The sequence below is a fragment of the Hyella patelloides LEGE 07179 genome (assembly GCF_900659865.1).
In the GTDB taxonomy this organism is placed as follows: domain Bacteria; phylum Cyanobacteriota; class Cyanobacteriia; order Cyanobacteriales; family Xenococcaceae; genus Hyella; species Hyella patelloides.
On sequence record NZ_LR213910.1, the window covers coordinates 1 to 17,997 of the forward strand.

The window sequence follows — 17,997 nt, forward strand, 5'->3', positions numbered from 1 at the left end:
TTTTTTGCAAAAGTATAGTTATCTGGAATCCAAATTAATTATTAGTGAAGATCGCAATAATTATTTGATTTTACTTTATGGTAAGAATGGCGATCGGTATTTTCATGATTTTATGGTTCATGTCAAACTCCAAAATGGTCGTATAAACTTACTTAAAGATAGTATTTATTTAGAATATAAATTATTTAAAGCTGGATTAGACCAATTTAAGTATGACTACTACCGACATCCTTGTAATACTTTTCAGTGTGAATTTGCGATCGATTTAGCAAAAGTATACGAACTGCATAAATCTTGTTTTATTTCAGATACTAATCCCAAACAACCGACTATTAAACTCGATGCTACAGTAGAAGAGTTAAAAGAATTATCTACAGTCGAAAGTAAATATACTAGAAAAGCAGTTGCATCACATCCTAATATATCTTTAGAGTTATTATTAGAGTTGCTGAATGAATTTCCTACAGAAATTTTCAATAATCCTAGTTTTGATATTTTTAGAAAAAGAGAGAAAGATTTTTTAAGAACTATATTTAATGCTTTTCCTGATAGTTATTATAGTTTCGATCAACTAGATTTTGTATTACCAGATTTTTTTCTTGAATGGATGTTTGAGCAACAAGAAAAATTATTTTGGTACTTTGTAAGATGCAGCCATAAAATACCACCAAAATATTTAGAGAGATTGATGGATGATGATGATTGTACGACGTTTGCTTATTTGATATGTCGATGGAATATTCCTTTTTACAATAATGTTGTTGGTAATTATCATATTCCAAATGAAATTATAGAGAAAATATGGGAACGTCACCGTTATTTTGAAAAAGTTTGTCAGAAAAAAAATAAATTTAATCATTGTATAGGAGAATGTGAAGGCATAATTAGTAGTGCGTAATATAAATAATCCAAAGAAATTAATATAAATGAGTATTATCATAAACTATCAAGAAATTATTAAAATAGTTCTGACTGAATATATTAAAATTCCTCAACAGTATCAGAAAAAAGATCGCCGTTTTAATCATAATCATAATTCTTACAGCAATATAGAATCTCAATTAGTTATTAGTGAAGACTGTAAAGATTATTTGTTGATAGTTTATGGTTTTGATATTCCAGAATCAGTGGGATTTAATACATGGCAAACTTCGCCAATTCAAGATTGTATAATTCACCTAGAAATCGATCGCGATATTATAAAAATTCATCAAGATAAATTAGAGCATAAAATTACGAATCAATTAATAGAGGCTGGTATTTCTGAAGACAAAATTATTCAACTCTATCCAGGACAACAACCTTGTGTAGAGTATATTGTTAATTCAAGAAAGATTTACGAATTAGATCGAGAATATTTTACCACCGACTCTAGCTTTAAAAATCCAATCTTAAAACCTAATCTAACAGCAGCAGAATTAATTAAATTAACTAAAATAAGGTTTAGATTTATTAACATAGCTGTAGCACAGTACCCTAATACCCCACCAAATATATTAAAGCAATTATTTAAAGATTTTCCTGTAGAAGTGTTAAACAATCCTATTATGGATTTACTGATTTTGGAAAACTCAAACTTTTTGCAAGAGTTATTCGATATTGAGCCTTATATTTTCTACAAACAAGAATTAAAATTACCAGATTATTTTATACAATGGGCTGTTACTAATGGAAATGAAGAAGTCAGACAATCAATAGCCAATAATGAAAATATATCATTACATTGGTTAAAACAATTACTAGAAGATCGTAGTTGTCTGGTTATTCAGAAATTATACAGAAATTTAAAACTACCATTATCTATAAAAGAAAAGCTATATATAAGAAGATTACAGTTAGAGAAAAAATGTCCTCACTTGTCAGAAAATGGTTGTAATCACGATCTTCGTTGTCCACTGTACAAATCTGAACTTGATGAAATTCCTTTTTAATTTATCGATCGCTCTATACAATATAAAAAAGAGTCCGCAGATGAACGCAGATAAACGCAGATAGAGTTATCTGTTAGCTACAAATGTTAAGTGCTTAATGTTCAATGTTAAATTATTTAACCGTCTCTTTCTGCTAACTCCATCCATCTTTCTGTAGCTGTATCAATTTCTTCATTTAACTTAGCTAACTTATCAGATAACTCTTGCACCTTCACAAAATCACTACCATTAACAACTAGACTATTTTCTAATTCTTCTTTCTGAATTTCCATCTCGGCAATTTTAGTCTCTAACTTCTCATATTCTCTTCTTTCATAGTTAGATAAACGACGGGATTTATTATTAGTGGTAGCGGGTTTACTTTTAGGAGATGCTTCTTTTTTCTTGACGGTAGTTTCTTCTGCTTTAATTTCTTTGTCTTGTTCTTTCTTAGTATCTAAATAAACCGAATAGTTACCAGGATATAAACGTAACTTACCTTCTGCTTCAATAGCAAAGATAAATTCTACAGTACGATCTAAAAAGTAGCGATCGTGAGATACTGTAATGACACAACCGTTAAAACTCTCCAGATAGTCTTCTAAAACAGAAAGGGTTTGCACATCTAAATCGTTAGTCGGTTCGTCTAAGATTAAAACATTAGGCGCAGACATTAATACTTGTAATAAAAAGAGACGGCGTTTTTCTCCCCCAGATAACTTGTGAATCGGAGAATACTGTTGATTAGGATTAAACAAAAATCTCTCTAACATCTGAGAAGCACTAATTTGACTTCCATCAGAGGTGGTAACGTAAGCAGCAATATCCTTCACGTAGTCAATAACTCTTTGATTGGTATCGATCGCATCTAGTAAATCCTCAGAATGTTGATCGAAATAACCAATATGAATAGTGCTACCAATTTCTACTGTACCCGAATCTGGCTGAACTTTTCCTGTAATGATGTTCATCAGGGTAGACTTACCCGTACCATTACCCCCAATAATACCAATGCGATCGCCTGGTGTAAATTCGTAACTAAAATCTTTAATTAAAGTTCGGTTTCCGTAAGCTTTGGAGATATTACTTAACTCAATTACTTTCTTGCCGATGCGTCTCCCAACAGTATCGATTGCAACTTTACCCTGAGATTCTTTAACTTCCGCATTCTGCATATCGCTAATACGGTCTATCCTAGCACGCTGTTTGGTACTTCTGGCTTTGGGCCCTTGTCTTAACCATTCTAATTCTCGTCGCAGGATTCCCCGATGTTTATGTTGTATCTTCGCCTCTGCTGCTTCTTGTTCGGCTTTCTTTTCTAAGAAATAAGAATAGTTACCGCTATGGGTATATAAGTCTGCACGGTCGATTTCTAAAATACGATTGGTTACTTTATCTAGAAAATAGCGATCGTGGGTAATTAATAGAATAGCACCACCAAAGCTACTCAGATAGTTTTGCAACCATTCTACTGACTCCGCATCCAAATGGTTAGTAGGCTCATCCATTAATAATAGATCGGGTTCTTCGAGTAATGCTGTTGCGAGAGAAATTCGTTTGCGATATCCTCCCGATAAACTTCCTACTTTGGTATCAAAATCTGTAATACCCAGTTTACTTAAAATAATTTTGGCTTTAGTTTCCAACTCCCAAGCATCCATCACATCCATTTTTTCCATGACGCGGGTAAGTTTATTGGTTATTTTATCAATATTGGGGGAATGCTCTTTATCTTTGGGCGAATGCTCTTTATCTTTGGGGGAATGCCATTCGCCCCTACCGTGTGCTTCTATTTTCTGGGATAATGATTCGTATTCTCGGACTAACCGTAATTTTTCGCTACTGTCGTTAAATACTTCATCGATAACGGTTTTCTCTTCATTTAGATTAGGCTGTTGTGGTAAATAAACAATCCGCGCACCAGATTTTACCGTTACTGTACCACTATCAAAGGTTTCTATACCAGCGATCGCTTTTAAAAGAGTAGATTTACCAGAACCATTAACTCCAATTAAGCCTACTTTGTCATTTTCTTCAATACTAAAGCTACCATCCCGCAAGATTTCTTTGATTCCGAAGTCTTTTTTTATATTTTGTAGAGTGATTAGAGTCATAGGATGGATATGATAAAAGCCAGACAGTCTTTATTGTAACGAATTTGTGGTAGTAACAACTCATCATGTTACTGCATAATCTATGATTAATTTTCCTATAGAGAAATATATTTAGAGGCTAAATTAAACAATGAAAAAACTCAGTTTTATTAGATTGTTAATTATAATAAATTTTCTGTTATCTGGGATGATTTTTTCTAGTAAAGCATTATCTTTAGATTAGAAGAATAAATTGTTACTAATGTTACTCATTTTGGATTTAGCTTTTGTACAAAATAAATAATTATCAATCAATTAAATAATACTTTTTTGGTCTAAAGTAAGTCGTTTAAAATAGCGATCTCGCCGTTGGCGAGGCGCGTTGCGATCGCTAATGATTATTTAAATTACTTTATTTCAAAATCTTAATTTAGCAATTAATCAAGCTAAAAGGCATCAGTATTTTTTTACTCAAGAGCCGTCTTGATTATGTTACAAATTGTATCTAACTGTATAAACACCAGAAAAATAGATGAAGTAAAAGTTAGAAACATCCACAATTAAAGATATAATTAAGACTATCGGAACTTATACAAAAAACGATAAAAAAACAGCCTCAAACTCAGATGAATAGAAGGATTTACACCAAACAATAAAAAATCGCCCTCTACCCAAGTAGATCGAGAAAACAATTAAATCGAATTAAAAATATCGCTGTATATAGATTTTTCTCTGTTTGTAATCCAAAAATGTCTAAGTCCCGCTACTCACTATTCATCTTGCTGTCTTGGTAATTTGGCTTAATTAATAAAGATCGCCTTAATTATCAAAGAAGAAACAATTTAAGTTTTATTGCCAAAACTCTCCAAAGCTAATCTAATAATTTTTGTTACAGAAATCAGGATTGTGTGTAAAATCTTGATTTCAATTGACAGTAATCAGTAGAGATTATCGAACTTTTGATAGTACTAATATTCTCTAATATTGATTATTTTTATTGAGTGAGGAGTTTTAGAAGCATGAAAAGGTATTTATTATCTGGGATATTATTATTTCTATTAGGAAGTAATCCAGCTAATGCAGAATCTAGGAATCGCAATCAAGTTCAGAAATTTAGTTTATTAAATAACCAACTGGAAGTTGATTTTCAAAATAGTTTAAATGTTCGTTTAAAAAGCTTTACCGAAGAAACAAAATTTTCTCTGGCATCTCAAAATACTGTTACTAACTTACCCAAAAACATTCAGCCTGAAATAAGCGAAACCGTAGAAGTGGGTAGTTATCAGCGATCTGCCAATCTTTTGAAAGGAATTGCTGCTACAGATACTTCTTTAGACCAAGTAATCAATGTTAACCAACTGCGAGATGTTGCACCCAATGATTGGGCTTATGAAGCCTTACGAGGTTTAGTAGATCGTTATGGTTGTATTGCAGGTTTTCCCGAGCAAACTTTTCGGGGAAATCAAGCCTTATCTCGTTACGAATTTGCAGCAGGTTTAAACTCTTGTTTACAACAAATAGAAAGATTAATTGCAGCATCAGAAGCAGTAGCCCAAGAAGATTTGGATACTGTTAGAAGGCTCAATCAAGAATTTGAGACTGAACTCGCCACTATTGCAGGAAGAGTAGACAGTTTAGAAGGCAGAGTTAGTTTCTTAGAAGATAATCAGTTTTCTACCACAACTATCTTTAATGGTGAAGTAATTTTTGCTCTGGCAGATGCTTTTGGTGGTAATCCCCCTGGAGGATGTGAAGAAGTTCAATTAAATTTGCAAAATGGGGAAAGCTCTAATATTGTTAACTGTGGTATTCGTAGTGATGGAGTTGCTAGATCCACCGCCGACGAACCCGAAACCAATACATCTTTTGTTCAATTAACTCGCTTGGGTTTAGAAACCTCTTTTACAGGAAAAGATCGCTTACGGACTTATTTAATCAGTGGTAATTTCGATAACGGTGGCTTTACCAATGCTTCGGCTCTCAATACCAATATGGCTCGTCTCTCTTATCAGGCAGATTTAGATAATGAAGTGTTTCTCGATCTGGTGGAATATCGTTTCCCTGTTTTGGATGACAATGTAGTTATCTCCCTAACTCCCTATGGTTTTAGTCTCAGTGATGTTTTGACTTCCAATTCTCCCTATTTTGATACTGGTAGAGGTGCCATATCTAGTTTCGGTCAACGCAGTCCTATTTATGGTATTGGTGGGGTGCTAGATGCTGGTGTTGGTGTTGATTGGCAAATCTTTGAAAGCTTGCGCTTACAAGTAGCCTATGGTGCAGCTAATAGTGATGACCCAGATATTGGAGTTTTTGGCTCAAACCATAGCTCTCTGGGTGTGCAATTGTTGGCACAACCTACTGAAAGTGTGGTGACTGGATTAACCTATGTTAATTCTTACAATAGCGATGGTGTTTTAGGAACATTTACAGGTAGTGTCAACGCTGAAACCAATGGTTTGTGGTCTGGTGGAAGGCTTCCTAGCAGTGAAGGAGGAGGAGCTTATCCAGGTGCAGGAATCGAACTCGGAGATCTACCTGCTCAAACTAATGCTTTTGGTGGCACTTTACAATGGCGCATTACAGATAGACTGACTTTTGCTGCTTCTGGTGCTTATATGATGACTAACTTTCTTGAGGAAATTCCTGGATTCGACCTTGACGGGAACATTAATAATGAAATGGTTGCAGGAGAGAAGCCTTTTGGAAATACTGTAACCTATATGTTTTCTCTGGGTTTATCAGATCCTTTTAACAGAGAAGGCGATCTGTTTGCTTTCTTGTTTGGGATGCCTCCTAAATTAGTTGATGCGGGTCCAAAAACTCCTGGTCAATCCGTACCATTCTTTGAACAGGCGGTGCGAAATACCGATCCAGTTCCTATTACAGACAATGACCCACGAGTTTTTCCCACGGAAGATAATGATGTTGGCGACCCCAACAATGGTAATCTCAGACCAGAAGGTACACTAGAACAATTTGGGCAAGAAGACGAGGCAACCTCACTGCATTTTGAGTTTTTCTATCGTTTCAAAGTTAATGACAATATCTTTATTACTCCTGGTTTCTTTTTCGTTACCAATCCTGGTCATATTGAAGATAACGATACTCTCTATGTAGGTACAATTCGTACCACATTTAGATTTTAGTTAATCAGATCGCTTTTTTGACTTTGCCGATTTGAGTAATCTTAATCATCAACAACCAATCATCAAAAATTAGCTCTGACAATTTAATCTCTCCATCCCCTCAATAGCAGAAGATAAAGTAGGATTGATTTGGACTACTTTTTCATAAGCTTCACAAGCTTCGCCATACTGTCTCGCCTTTTCTAAAGCATAAGCTTTGTTCATCCAAACAAAAGGATCTTGAGGTTGTAGTTCTCCTGCACGACTGAAAGCAGCTATGGCTTCTTTTGTTTTATTGAGAGAAGAAAAAGCAATACCGCGACCGACCCAAGATTGATAGTCTTCTGGTTTGATTTCCAAAGCAGTTTGAAAATGTTTAAGAGCTAAATATTGCTGTCCGCTTTGGCTATGTGCCAATCCCATATCTCGCCAAGCGTGATAAAAACTCGGATTGAGACTTGTAGCTCTTTTGTAGGATGCGATCGCTTCTTGGAAGTCCTGTTTGCCATCTCGCAGTAATGAGCCACGATTATGCCAAGTTAGATAAGATTCTGGGGCAATTTTTAAAGCGCGATCAAACGATTTGAGAGCTTCATCAAATCTTCCCAAAGCAAAGAAAGCATTGCCTCTATTTAACCAAGCTAAATGAGAATTGGGATTAACCGCAATGGCTCGATCGTAGGCTTTAATAGCTTCTTTATGCTGTTTCAGTTTGGTCAAAACATTGCCTTTATCAATCAGGGCAGTGACATTTGTGGCATCTTTTTGTAATTTACTATTATAAGATTCTAGAGCTTCTTGATATAAGCGAAAAGCTTCTTGATTACGACCAAGATATTGCCATGCTAAAGCTTTATTTTGCCAAATTTCAGGATTTAAGGGTTCTATTGCCTGAGCATCTTCAAAACTTTTGAGCGCGTTTTCGTACTGACCTAAACCAATTAAAACGATTCCGCGATCGCTGAGAGCTTGGGCATAGTTCGGTTTAATCTCTAAAGCGGTTTCCTGGGCTTTTAAGGCTTCTTGTTGGCGTTCTAGTCTATATAATGCACGACCTTGACGATTGAAGGCTTCAGGATTATCAGGCTGAATTTGCAATGATTTATTGTAAGCAGTTAGAGCAGCTTCAAAACGCTCTAAACGAAATAAAGCATTTCCTCTTCCTTTCCAAGAAGCAGCAGCATTTTTTGGTTGTATTTCGATTGCTTTGTCATAAGCGAGTAAGGCGGAGCGATAGCGTTCTAAAAAAAATAAAGCATCTCCTCTCCCTTTCCAAGCAACGCTGTTTCTACTTTTGAGATCGATAGCTGTTTGGAATTTATCTAAAGCAATTTGGGGTTCTTCTGCTAAGGCTTGTTTCCCTCTAGAAACATAATATAAAGGACGTAAAATAGGATTAATTAATTCTCCCAATGCCACTAAAGCCGATAAGACAATAATACTTAATACAATAAATATAGGTCTTGGTTTTTTGATACTTAATGAAATCGTATTTCTTGGCGGTTGAATTTGTGAAGAAGCAGAACCAGTGTCAGTAATTGGCAAACTATCCATAGCTAATCCATCAGGATTAGAATGTATAATAGTAGAGACATTTTCTATTTGTAAGAGAGCTTCGCGAATTTCTTTTGTAGAATGATATCTCGCTTTCACATTAGGAATAATTGTCTTCCTTAAAATTTTTTTAAATTGAGGATCGAGTTTTTTGACTATTTGTTGATTTTGAATATCTTGCTCCCATTGAGCAAAAAGGCTTTTTGTTAAACTATAAATTAATATTTTACCTAAACTATAAAAATCACTACTAATAATTGGTTGTCCTGCGGTTTGTTCTGGAGCAAAAAAACTACTGGTATTAACTACTAAAGTTGAAATTGTTTTTTCTATTAAGCTATTTTCATCCAAAATAACTTTTTGAATATCATCGAAATCTATTAGAGTATACTTATCATTACTTTTTAACTGAATAATATTTTGGGGCTGAATATTACCATGAATTAAATGATTACTATGAATAAATTCAACAACATCCAAAATATCTAAAAATAATTTAAAAGCTTCTGTTTGAGTTAAAGTACGAGATTGCAACTGATTAGCCAGAGTCTCTCCTTCTAAATATTCACGAATTACATACAAATAAGATTTTTCAGTAAAATAAGCTAATATTCGAGGAATTTCTGGATAATCACCTAATTTTTGTTGAATAGTAACCAATTCATCCCAGCTAATTTTTTGCGGAAGTTTAGTACTGGGACAATCAGCAGATAAGGGAATTTCTTTAACAACACAAAAAGGATTACCAATGATACCAGTATCTTGAGCGAGATAAGTTTTCCAGTTTTGAGAATCGGTACAATAATTCCCTGATGAAACATTAATTTCCCGAATCATTTGGTAACGTTTCCCAATGATGGTGGTATCGTCATTAACGAGATGTTTCCCGTTAGATTGGTTATTCGGATAATGGGACATGACCTAATTTTGCTAGCCAATCTGTGATTATTGAGGATGATAACTTTTACTACGATGCTTTGTATATAATTATGTTGACTTTTGCTACTGTGAATGTTAAATCTTGAACTAAAGTTTATTTTTCTCTTAAGATTTCTTGATGCATGGTACATAATCTATTCAAACGCAACATAATTATAGTTGTAAGTTTGGTAAATTGAACAATCACTATTACTAAGCTTTTTTGACGGGAGGAAATGCTCTCGGTCAGAGAGCATATTCCACTCCCGTATTGACTGTGAGAAAGGGCGACGGTTAGCGGAGCGACTCCACGGAATCTTTAATCCGTTTATGCTCGTTGCATCTTCGTGTTTATCCCCATCGGATTTGGGGGTCAGGGAACGCCCTCCGAGCCATCTCTAATCACGGTGTTGGATTTTTTTAAAGAAAAATGTTGCAAATAATGAAACCCATTCAAAAAATTTTAGGAATCAGTAGCGTCGCTGGTGCTTTGATGTGGGGAAATCTCACTATAGCTCAAAACCAGCCTTTCTTTTTTCCTTCTGCTAGCTTTTTTAGCCCTCAAGCTGCAACTTGGGAATCTGGTTTACAAGACGAAAGTATTGCGGTTGTCTTAAAAGAAATGAAATCACATCAATCATTTAATTCCCAGTTGGAATCCAGTAAAATAATGGAAGAATTGGCAGGTCAATACTTAACTGTCTTAGCTCCTACAGATAAGGCTTTTGACAATCTTCCTGCTGATATTAAAGAAAAAATAGCCGATCCTGAAAACCTCAAAAGGTTATTAACCTATCATTTTGTTGCAGGCGAAATCACTGAAGAAGACATTCAACGTCAAGCAGTAGCTACTCTTTTGGAGCAAACCTCTGTCAGCATTACAGGTATTCCTGTAGGAGATCAGATTGGAGTCAAACTCAATGATGCTAGAGCAACAGAACCCACTCCTGCTGCGGATGGAGTGATTATTCCTATCGATCGAGTTTTAATTCCCCCTGGCTTTTAACAATTATTAAATTATTGAGAAAGACAGCCAACTCTTGGCATCGCTCCTGTAATTTTTAGATCGGGAGCTATTTTGATTACTTGGCGATAAATATGACAAAAGAGGGGTAGTTTACAGACTATAATATCTACATAAATTGCTGTAGTACTGTTTTAGTTTGTTCTCCAGTTTTTGCCCAACTAAATAGTTTTGCCCTTGCAAGACTGAGTTTTTGAAAATGCGATCGCATTTTTTGATTTTCGATTATTTCTGTCATGGCATTAGTTATTTCTAGGACATTATAAGGGTTAATTAAAATTGCAGCGTCTCCTGTGACTTCTGGTAATGAGGCTAAATTAGAAGTAATAACGGCTGTGCCACAAGCCATTGCTTCTAATACTGGTAAGCCAAATCCTTCCCAAAGAGTAGGATATACTAAAGCCAAGGAGTTACTCAGTAATTGCGGTAATTCTTGATAAGATATATAGTCTAAGAACTTAACTTGTTGGGTAAGATTTAATTCTAATACTTGTTGTTGTAATTGTGGAGTAAATCTAGGATCGGTTGAACCTGCAATATACAAATAATAGTCTTGATTATTTTTAATCTTAGTAAAAGCAGTAATTAAGCGAGCTATATTTTTATAAGGATCGTGACGACCTAAGTATAAAAAGTAAGGTTTGTCTAGTTCTAAGTTTGCGTTTTTTTCTGGACTTTGAGGATAAAAATGACTAGTATCATAGGCTAATAAAATAGGTGTAATTTTTTTGGCATCAATACCATAGTAATTAGTAATATCTTTAGCTGTAGATTCTGAATTACAAATAATATGTTCTGCTTGTTTTAATACTTGAGGTACTAAATAACGAAAATAATTAGTTAAAGGGGAAAATTGCTGAGGAAAACGTAAAGGAATTAAATCGTGGCACATCACTGCATAACGGCATTTAGTATATAGTGGTGCTTCTGGTATTGGGGAATAAATTAAATTACTTTGTAGCTGTTTATATATGTTTGGTAATTGCCATTGTGTCCATAATAATCGGCGTAAATGTCCTTTACTTCCTTCTGCGGGAGTCATATTATTAGGGATAGAATAGCATTGCAAGTTAGATTGTTGATTTGCTGTTAATAAAATCGGATGAATACTCTGCAAGTGCTGCGCTACATTTAAAGCATAAGTCGCAATTCCAGTGGGTTTATTAAAGATAACAGAGAGATTAATTAAAATTGGATTTTTCACTAAGATATTGATATTAATGAAATTAATTGTTTTGCAGTTTCAGGACATTTGTAAGCTCTAATTTAAATCAATGACAGTTTGGTAATAATTATATTTTTGCAATCTTGTTCAAAAACTAATAGTTAGTAGCTAAGAAACAAGAGCTTTCTAATTAACTGTTGCCATTCTGAAGAATTAGAGAGTAGATTAACATTTATAGTTGTGCCATATTCAGCAGCATATTGTTTAAAATATTTAATCCAATCTAAGACAATTTCCGTGGCATATTTATCCGTATAAGCACAAGATTGAGCGAGATAATGACTCATTTCTGCTAAATATCCCGTATTGTATAGTCGCCAAGCACTCCAAACCAAACTTTGATAGCGAGATTCTGCTTCTAAGGCTTTGATTTCTGAAGAAATATTTAATCGAGCAAAAAATTCTTCTAACATCTGGTTTAATTCTTTAGCTTGCAACAAACTATTTTTTGATGCATTGTGTTTGTGTTGACGATAACCTACAGTAGATTGTTTTACCCAATCTCCTTGACAACCCATAACAGCCAAGCGCAATACTAATTCAACATCAGAAGTTTGCTCTAATTGGGAGTCAAAACCACTGGTTTTTTGTAACCAAGAATAGCGAAATAACATTGCACCCAGAAATACTGGTTTCCAAATAATTAATGCTGTGGTGTTTAATTGGGATAAGCTATGCCAAGGCTGTACTGTAGAAATAATTTTTCCTGCTTGGTTAACGATATCCCAACCGCTATTAACCAAGCCCAAATCAGGTTTAGCTTCCATGAAAGATACCTGTTCAACAAGCTTATAGGGTAAAAAAAAGTCATCTTGATCTAAAAAAGCAATATATTTTCCTTTTGCTGCTTCCAAGCCTTTGTTGCGAGCTTTAGCTACTCCTTGATTGTCTTGAAAAATATAAATCAGACTGCCTTTATAATCTTTTTTTAACGCTTCTACCACTTGACGAGTATTGTCTGTAGAGCCATCATCAACTATTATGATTTCATAATTAGTGTAGGTTTGCGCTAAAATACTAGCGATCGCTTCTCTAATATAAAATTCACCGTTATAAGCTGGAATAATAACGCTAACTAAACTCATTATAAATTAGCAATCAAAAATTCTGACTCCTAACCCCTAGCTTGATAAGTTTTATGGCAGCAACTTGAGTGTAAAGCTGTTCTAGTTTGGTAATATTCTGGGATAAGGTGTAACGCTCTAATACTCTTTGTCTGGCTTTATTCCCTAGCAAGGTAGCCATTTCTGGTTGTTGACTTAACAGAGGTAACAAAGTTTTTAGCTGGGTAGTTACTCCTTGGGTATCCATGACTATTCCCGCACCCTTATCTAGGACTTCCCCGTCTGCACCAGCATCGGTAGCAAGACAAGCGACACCGCAAGCCATAGCCTCTAACAGAGAAATGGATAAACCTTCTACCAAAGAGGGAAGAATAAAAACATCTGCTGCTCTTAGGATATCAATGCGTTTCTCTTCTTCGGCAACAAAACCAAACCAGATAATATTTTGCTCTTTACCATAATGGGGTTGTAGACTGGCTCTCAATGGCCCATCACCGACCATGAGCAGCTTGCAATGATCTCCCATTTGACAATGTTTCCACGCTTTTAACAAAGCTTCTATATTCTTTTCCGTTGCAATTCTTCCTTGATAGACAAAAAGAGTTTTCGCTTGCAACTGATACTTGAGGCTAGAATAGCCAGGAGAATATTTTTGCTCGTCTACTCCATTAGGGATTACTGCTACTTTCTGGGATGGTACACCCAGTTTAATCAGCAAATCCCGTTGAATATCGCTAAAAACAATAGTGCTATCGTAGTGAGCCAAAAAGGGCGCGTAAAGCTGATAAGTAAAGTATTGGGTACTAGATTTAAAATTACGAATTTTACTATCAAAAGGAGGGTGAAATGTCGCCACTAAGGGCAGACTCATTTCCTCGCAAATATCTGGTAACAAAAAGTCAAGGGGAGATAGGGTAAGAGAAGCATGTACCAAATCAGGTTTTAGTTTTTGTAGCGATTGCATAAAAACTTTGCTAGCCTTTAAGGTAGGAATAGTGTATACCTGAGATTTATAAAGAAAGGGTAATAATACCTCTGGAGACTTAGAGTTATTGTGGTGGTTACTTTTTCCTTGAGCAAAATGCAAAAAGCTTACCTGATGATTTCTGCTTAAAAGTACCTTGATTATTTCTCTACCATAGGTGACATTACCGCAAAATGGTGATTTTTTTCCTAACCAAGCAATATGCATTCAGAAGCTATTTCTCTCCTTAAAGACGACAAATGGTAAGTTTTAGCTCATTAATGACAAGCTTATATTTTATTTTGTCAACTTAAGTTAATTTACCAGATGTTTCGCCCCTAGCTGCGATCTTTCTTTTAGCGATCGCTATTATTAAGTAGAAGCCAACGGTTTTGGTGTTCTCTTTAAACAAAGTAAACTATTACTGTTTATCTCATAAGAATTCTCGAAAAATTAGCTTAGAAAATCATAACTGTAAATTAAAAACAGTTTAATTAAACCTCACGTTTTGTTCTGTTTGGCTAAGATGAGAAGTATCTGCGGTTAATTCTAATTGCCAATTATTATTACAATAAACTACTTTGGTTAAACTGCACAAAGACACTTTGAAAGTTGAACTTTCTGTCACTAAACCTCTAGTTGTACCCAATACAGAGCCACCATGCCCTACTATTAAAATATCTTCAGAAAACTCTGTAACTAATTTGTTTACTGTTGTTGCAGTACGTTTGTAGAGTTTTGTTTCAGTTTCAGGATATTGTGGCTCAACATAAGATTGATAATTCCAATCAATCAAAGGGTATTGCTGTGCTAACCATTCTTGAGGGTGAGTTTCTGGCGATTCATCCATCCAGTAAGGATTGAGCCATTCACATAATCCTGCTTCTAACTTAATGGGCAAATCCAACACTTGAGCAACTTCGTAAGCAGTTTGGATAGTACGCAAAAAAGGAGAAGCAAAAATATGTGCTATTTTTTCAGGTTTTAGTCTGGCTGCCAACTCTTGTGCTTGAATTACACCATCCTCTGATAAAGGAGGATCGTAACGTCTTTGGGCAGTATTAAACCATTCGGGATTAACAAAATCAAGACGATTTCCATGTCGAGCAATCCAAACTGTTTGAGTCATTGTGATTCATCAATGTTAATTGTTTCGTTGTAACCATCCACTTGGTAGCGGAAAAACGGTAGGATCGAACCATAAAAAAATATCCTTCTATCTAAACAGCTATGCCTCGTACTCAGAGAAACGATAACTTTGTTGATAAAACTTTTACCGTTATGGCAGATATTATTTTAAAAGTTCTGCCTACAAATAAAAAGGCTAAAGAAGCTTTTGCTTACTACCGTGATGGAATGTCTGCTCAAGGTGATGGAGAATATGCAGAAGCTCTGGAAAACTATGAAGAAGCTCTCACACTAGAAGAAGACACTAACGATCGTAGTTATATTTTATACAATATGGGCTTAATCCATGCCAGTAATGGTGATATAGATAAAGCAATAGAACTGTATATAGAATCTATTGAGCTAAATCCCAGAATGCCCCAAGCTCTTAACAACATTGCGGTACTGTATCATTACGAAGGGGAAAAAGCTCGCGAAGCAGGAAGAGAAGAAGAAGCAGAGGCTTTATACGATAAAGCAGCAGAATACTGGAAACAGGCAATTCGCATCGCTCCTAATAACTACATGGAAGCGCAAAACTGGCTCAAAATAACTGGACGTTCTGAAATGGATGTGTTTTTCTAAAACATATTATTGGGAATTTAATTCTCTAGGGACATTTCATGAAATGTCCCTAAGTTGCTGATAAATCAAGCAAATATGAATCAAAAACTTGTCTTAATGGATCACGATGGGGCAATTGATGACTTTTTGGCAATGATGCTAATGTTGACTATGCCAGAAGTTAGACCCCTAGGAATAGTAGTTACTCCCGCCGATTGTTACCCAAAAGCTGCGGTAAGCGTTACTCGTAAAATACTAGATTTAATGGGTAAAAGCGAGATTGCTGTAGCAGAAAGTATTGTCAGAGGTATCAATCCTTTTCCTCCTGAATTTCGCCGTGATTGTACGATTATTGATAATTTTCCGATTCTTAACGAAAAAGGTACTATTAAAACGCCTCTAGCCACCGCAACAGGTACAGAATTTACTATTAGTTGCTTACAAAATGCTGATGCTCCAGTTACCCTGATGATAACAGGCCCTTTGACCACCATAGCAGAAGCGATCGCACTTCAACCAGAAATCGTCGATAAAATTCAAGAAATTATTTGGATGGGTGGCGCACTTCAAGTAGGGGGTAATGTAGAAAAAGCTTTTGCTTTAGAACATGATGGTACAGCAGAATGGAATGTTTTTTGGGATGCTATTTCTGCCAAGCAAATTTGGGATAGCGCAATACCGATTACTCTATGTCCTCTAGATATTACTAATACTGTCCCCGTTACGACTGAATTTATTAAAACTTTGACACAACAGCGCAAGTATCCTCTTTCGGACTTAGCAGGAATGTGTTACTCTCTAGCAATTCCTCAAGCTTATTATTGCTGGGATATTCTGGCTACAGCCTATTTAGCTCGTCCTGAATTTTACACTGTAATAGAGCAAGAGACTGATATTATAACCACAGGAAGCAGTCAAGGCAGAACTATTCTCAAATCGGGCGGTAGAAAAACTCAAGTAATGACAGAAGTAGAGAAAAGCAAATTTTATGATTATCTGTTAAAACAATTTGCAATTTAACAGTAATTGATAATTAATAAAATTAGTAAATCTCGAAAAAGTAACAACTAACCATTTATTATACTATTTCTCTTAAATAGCGAGAACCTTGGTTTTTGTTAGGATGTTGCGGATAGAGTGCAGGTTGTTGGAATAATAAAATCTCTGAGTTTTTTATCAATGTAAATATATTCCTCCATCTCTACCGTTAATTCATGAGAAATAGTATTACAAGTTAAGAAAATTAGAAAAAAGTCAAGAAAAATCAAAAAGCAAACAATTGTGTAAGCGCAAGCTCAAATAACATATATAGTTATTTCAAATAAGAAAGAAACACTAAGTTATGCAATAATCACGAATAATATCATCTAGGGAAGTATCTGAAGATGCATACATTCTTTTTCGCTTTAAGGCACTAAAATCGTGTTCAATATCATTCAAATCAGGAGAATATTTGGGAAGAAATACTATTTGATGCTCTGTATGTTCTACTAATTGACTAATGGCACTTTTACGATGAATTGGTGCATTATCCATAATTAATACCGACGCTCTTGTTAACGACGGCAATAAATATTTATTGAACCATCCTTCAAACCCTTGAGCATTGAGACTGCCTGTAAAGATCATAGGTGCAATCAAATATGAGTGTCCCTTTTCTTCTGGCTGCTACTAAATTTTCCCTAACCCCTCTTTTGCCTTGTCTTTCTCCATAAATTTTTTGTCCTCTAACTGACCAACCATAGATACAACAAGAAATTGGTTCAAATCCAGACTCATCAATAAAGACTAAACTTTTACCACCGTAAACTCTGATTAGTTCTCTTAATTTTTGATAGTATTTGATTCTTTCTTTTCTGCTTCTTTCGCGATAACGTAATTGTTTTTTTTTCTCGTAATTTTCATTTGACGCAGAGCATATAATATAGCTGAAGGTTGAACTTCAAACTTAATTGCTCGATCTATTAATCGATGTTGTGGATTTTCTCTAACATCTTTTTTTAAAGCTTCCCAATCCAATTTTCTTTGACGACGTTTAACTTTAGTTGCCTCTAAATTTTCTCTATTTAACCAACGATATATTGATGCTCTTGATACTTTAAAAATTTGAGCAGCTTTAGTCACACCTCCTCCTCGTTCTACATAGTCAACTATTTTTTTTCTTAGGTCTAAACTGTAAGGCATTGATACTAGCCAGCTAAAATTATATATTTTACATTTTACCTTCGTTTGTCTCAGCTTTAATTAAAATGACTATACCCCTCTTATGTCACTTTCCGAGATGGGAATTACAATAGAAGAAATATTTAGAAGCGGATAGGTAGAGAGGGCAATGGATGTAGAATTGCAGATTCTTAAACATTTAAAGCGATCGCCAACACCGACG

Annotated in this window: 14 protein-coding genes; 6 read left to right on the forward strand and 8 right to left on the reverse strand. The window is 35.0% G+C overall.

Annotated features, from left to right (window positions below; translation table 11 throughout):
* Both H1P_RS20175 and H1P_RS20180 read left to right on the forward strand, forming a co-directional pair.
* The coding region (locus H1P_RS20175) for an element excision factor XisI family protein (protein ID WP_144870706.1) at positions 1-898 on the forward strand (898 nt) is incomplete at its 5' end.
* A 28-nt stretch (positions 899-926) separates the two neighbouring features.
* Complete coding sequence (locus tag H1P_RS20180; protein WP_144870708.1) at positions 927-1,931, forward strand: element excision factor XisI family protein; 1,005 nt, start codon at positions 927-929, stop codon at positions 1,929-1,931.
* A 116-nt stretch (positions 1,932-2,047) separates the two neighbouring features.
* Here H1P_RS20180 and H1P_RS20185 read toward each other — a convergent pair whose 3' ends face one another.
* Positions 2,048-4,024, reverse strand: a complete 1,977-nt coding sequence (locus tag H1P_RS20185) for an ABC transporter ATP-binding protein (protein ID WP_144870710.1) — start codon at positions 4,022-4,024, stop codon at positions 2,048-2,050.
* A gap of 998 nt (positions 4,025-5,022) precedes the next feature.
* On the opposite strand from H1P_RS20185, the gene H1P_RS20190 reads away from it, so the two are divergent.
* Positions 5,023-7,152 (forward strand): iron uptake porin, encoded by a 2,130-nt coding sequence (locus H1P_RS20190; RefSeq protein WP_144870712.1) that lies wholly within the window; start codon positions 5,023-5,025, stop codon positions 7,150-7,152.
* Between the two features lie 69 nt (positions 7,153-7,221).
* Here the strand turns inward: H1P_RS20190 and H1P_RS20195 are convergent, their stop codons facing one another.
* Positions 7,222-9,603 carry a tetratricopeptide repeat protein gene (locus H1P_RS20195; RefSeq protein ID WP_144870715.1) on the reverse strand — a complete coding sequence of 794 codons (2,382 nt, stop codon included), beginning with the start codon at positions 9,601-9,603 and terminating at the stop codon, positions 7,222-7,224.
* A 442-nt stretch (positions 9,604-10,045) separates the two neighbouring features.
* Between H1P_RS20195 and H1P_RS20200 the strand changes: the two genes are divergently transcribed.
* A complete protein-coding gene (locus H1P_RS20200) occupies positions 10,046-10,609 on the forward strand; it encodes a fasciclin domain-containing protein (RefSeq protein WP_186376055.1) in 564 nt (187 codons plus the stop codon).
* A 127-nt stretch (positions 10,610-10,736) separates the two neighbouring features.
* On the opposite strand, the gene H1P_RS20205 is transcribed toward H1P_RS20200, so the two are convergent.
* From H1P_RS20205 to H1P_RS20220, 4 genes are all read right to left on the reverse strand, one after another.
* Positions 10,737-11,831: a glycosyltransferase family 4 protein gene (locus H1P_RS20205; protein WP_186376056.1), complete on the reverse strand. Its 1,095-nt coding sequence runs from the start codon at positions 11,829-11,831 to the stop codon at positions 10,737-10,739.
* A 122-nt stretch (positions 11,832-11,953) separates the two neighbouring features.
* Complete coding sequence (locus H1P_RS20210) at positions 11,954-12,937, reverse strand: glycosyltransferase family 2 protein (RefSeq protein ID WP_144870721.1); 984 nt, start codon at positions 12,935-12,937, stop codon at positions 11,954-11,956.
* 13 nt (positions 12,938-12,950) lie between these two features.
* Positions 12,951-14,108 (reverse strand): glycosyltransferase family 4 protein, encoded by a 1,158-nt coding sequence (locus tag H1P_RS20215; RefSeq protein ID WP_144870723.1) that lies wholly within the window; start codon positions 14,106-14,108, stop codon positions 12,951-12,953.
* A gap of 262 nt (positions 14,109-14,370) precedes the next feature.
* Positions 14,371-15,009 (reverse strand): histidine phosphatase family protein, encoded by a 639-nt coding sequence (locus H1P_RS20220; RefSeq protein WP_186376057.1) that lies wholly within the window; start codon positions 15,007-15,009, stop codon positions 14,371-14,373.
* A 101-nt stretch (positions 15,010-15,110) separates the two neighbouring features.
* On the opposite strand from H1P_RS20220, the gene H1P_RS20225 reads away from it, so the two are divergent.
* Both H1P_RS20225 and H1P_RS20230 read left to right on the forward strand, forming a co-directional pair.
* Positions 15,111-15,632 carry a photosystem I assembly protein Ycf3 gene (locus H1P_RS20225; RefSeq protein WP_144870727.1) on the forward strand — a complete coding sequence of 174 codons (522 nt, stop codon included), beginning with the start codon at positions 15,111-15,113 and terminating at the stop codon, positions 15,630-15,632.
* A gap of 75 nt (positions 15,633-15,707) precedes the next feature.
* Positions 15,708-16,631 (forward strand): nucleoside hydrolase, encoded by a 924-nt coding sequence (locus tag H1P_RS20230; protein ID WP_144870729.1) that lies wholly within the window; start codon positions 15,708-15,710, stop codon positions 16,629-16,631.
* A gap of 315 nt (positions 16,632-16,946) precedes the next feature.
* Here H1P_RS20230 and H1P_RS38370 read toward each other — a convergent pair whose 3' ends face one another.
* Together H1P_RS38370 and H1P_RS38375 are read right to left on the reverse strand one after the other, a co-directional pair.
* The gene (locus H1P_RS38370) at positions 16,947-17,252 is read right to left on the reverse strand and encodes a transposase (RefSeq protein WP_246141844.1); all 306 of its coding nucleotides are present in this window, start codon (positions 17,250-17,252) and stop codon (positions 16,947-16,949) included.
* A 183-nt stretch (positions 17,253-17,435) separates the two neighbouring features.
* Positions 17,436-17,795 (reverse strand): IS630 transposase-related protein, encoded by a 360-nt coding sequence (locus H1P_RS38375; RefSeq protein WP_246141846.1) that lies wholly within the window; start codon positions 17,793-17,795, stop codon positions 17,436-17,438.
* Positions 17,796-17,997 lie beyond the last annotated feature (202 nt).

What these genes read in the sequence shown, in the direction of transcription:
- H1P_RS20230 (WP_144870729.1), top strand. Translation starts at nt 15,708, where the DNA reads ATGAATCAAAAACTTGTCTTAATGGATCACGATGGGGCAATTGATGAC.
- H1P_RS20220 (WP_186376057.1), bottom strand. Translation starts at nt 15,009, where the DNA reads ATGACTCAAACAGTTTGGATTGCTCGACATGGAAATCGTCTTGATTTT.
- H1P_RS20225 (WP_144870727.1), top strand. Translation starts at nt 15,111, where the DNA reads ATGCCTCGTACTCAGAGAAACGATAACTTTGTTGATAAAACTTTTACC.
- H1P_RS20200 (WP_186376055.1), top strand. Translation starts at nt 10,046, where the DNA reads ATGAAACCCATTCAAAAAATTTTAGGAATCAGTAGCGTCGCTGGTGCT.
- H1P_RS20215 (WP_144870723.1), bottom strand. Translation starts at nt 14,108, where the DNA reads ATGCATATTGCTTGGTTAGGAAAAAAATCACCATTTTGCGGTAATGTC.
- H1P_RS38375 (WP_246141846.1), bottom strand. Translation starts at nt 17,795, where the DNA reads ATGCCTTACAGTTTAGACCTAAGAAAAAAAATAGTTGACTATGTAGAA.
- H1P_RS20210 (WP_144870721.1), bottom strand. Translation starts at nt 12,937, where the DNA reads ATGAGTTTAGTTAGCGTTATTATTCCAGCTTATAACGGTGAATTTTAT.
- H1P_RS20195 (WP_144870715.1), bottom strand. Translation starts at nt 9,603, where the DNA reads ATGTCCCATTATCCGAATAACCAATCTAACGGGAAACATCTCGTTAAT.
- H1P_RS20190 (WP_144870712.1), top strand. Translation starts at nt 5,023, where the DNA reads ATGAAAAGGTATTTATTATCTGGGATATTATTATTTCTATTAGGAAGT.
- H1P_RS20185 (WP_144870710.1), bottom strand. Translation starts at nt 4,024, where the DNA reads ATGACTCTAATCACTCTACAAAATATAAAAAAAGACTTCGGAATCAAA.
- H1P_RS20180 (WP_144870708.1), top strand. Translation starts at nt 927, where the DNA reads ATGAGTATTATCATAAACTATCAAGAAATTATTAAAATAGTTCTGACT.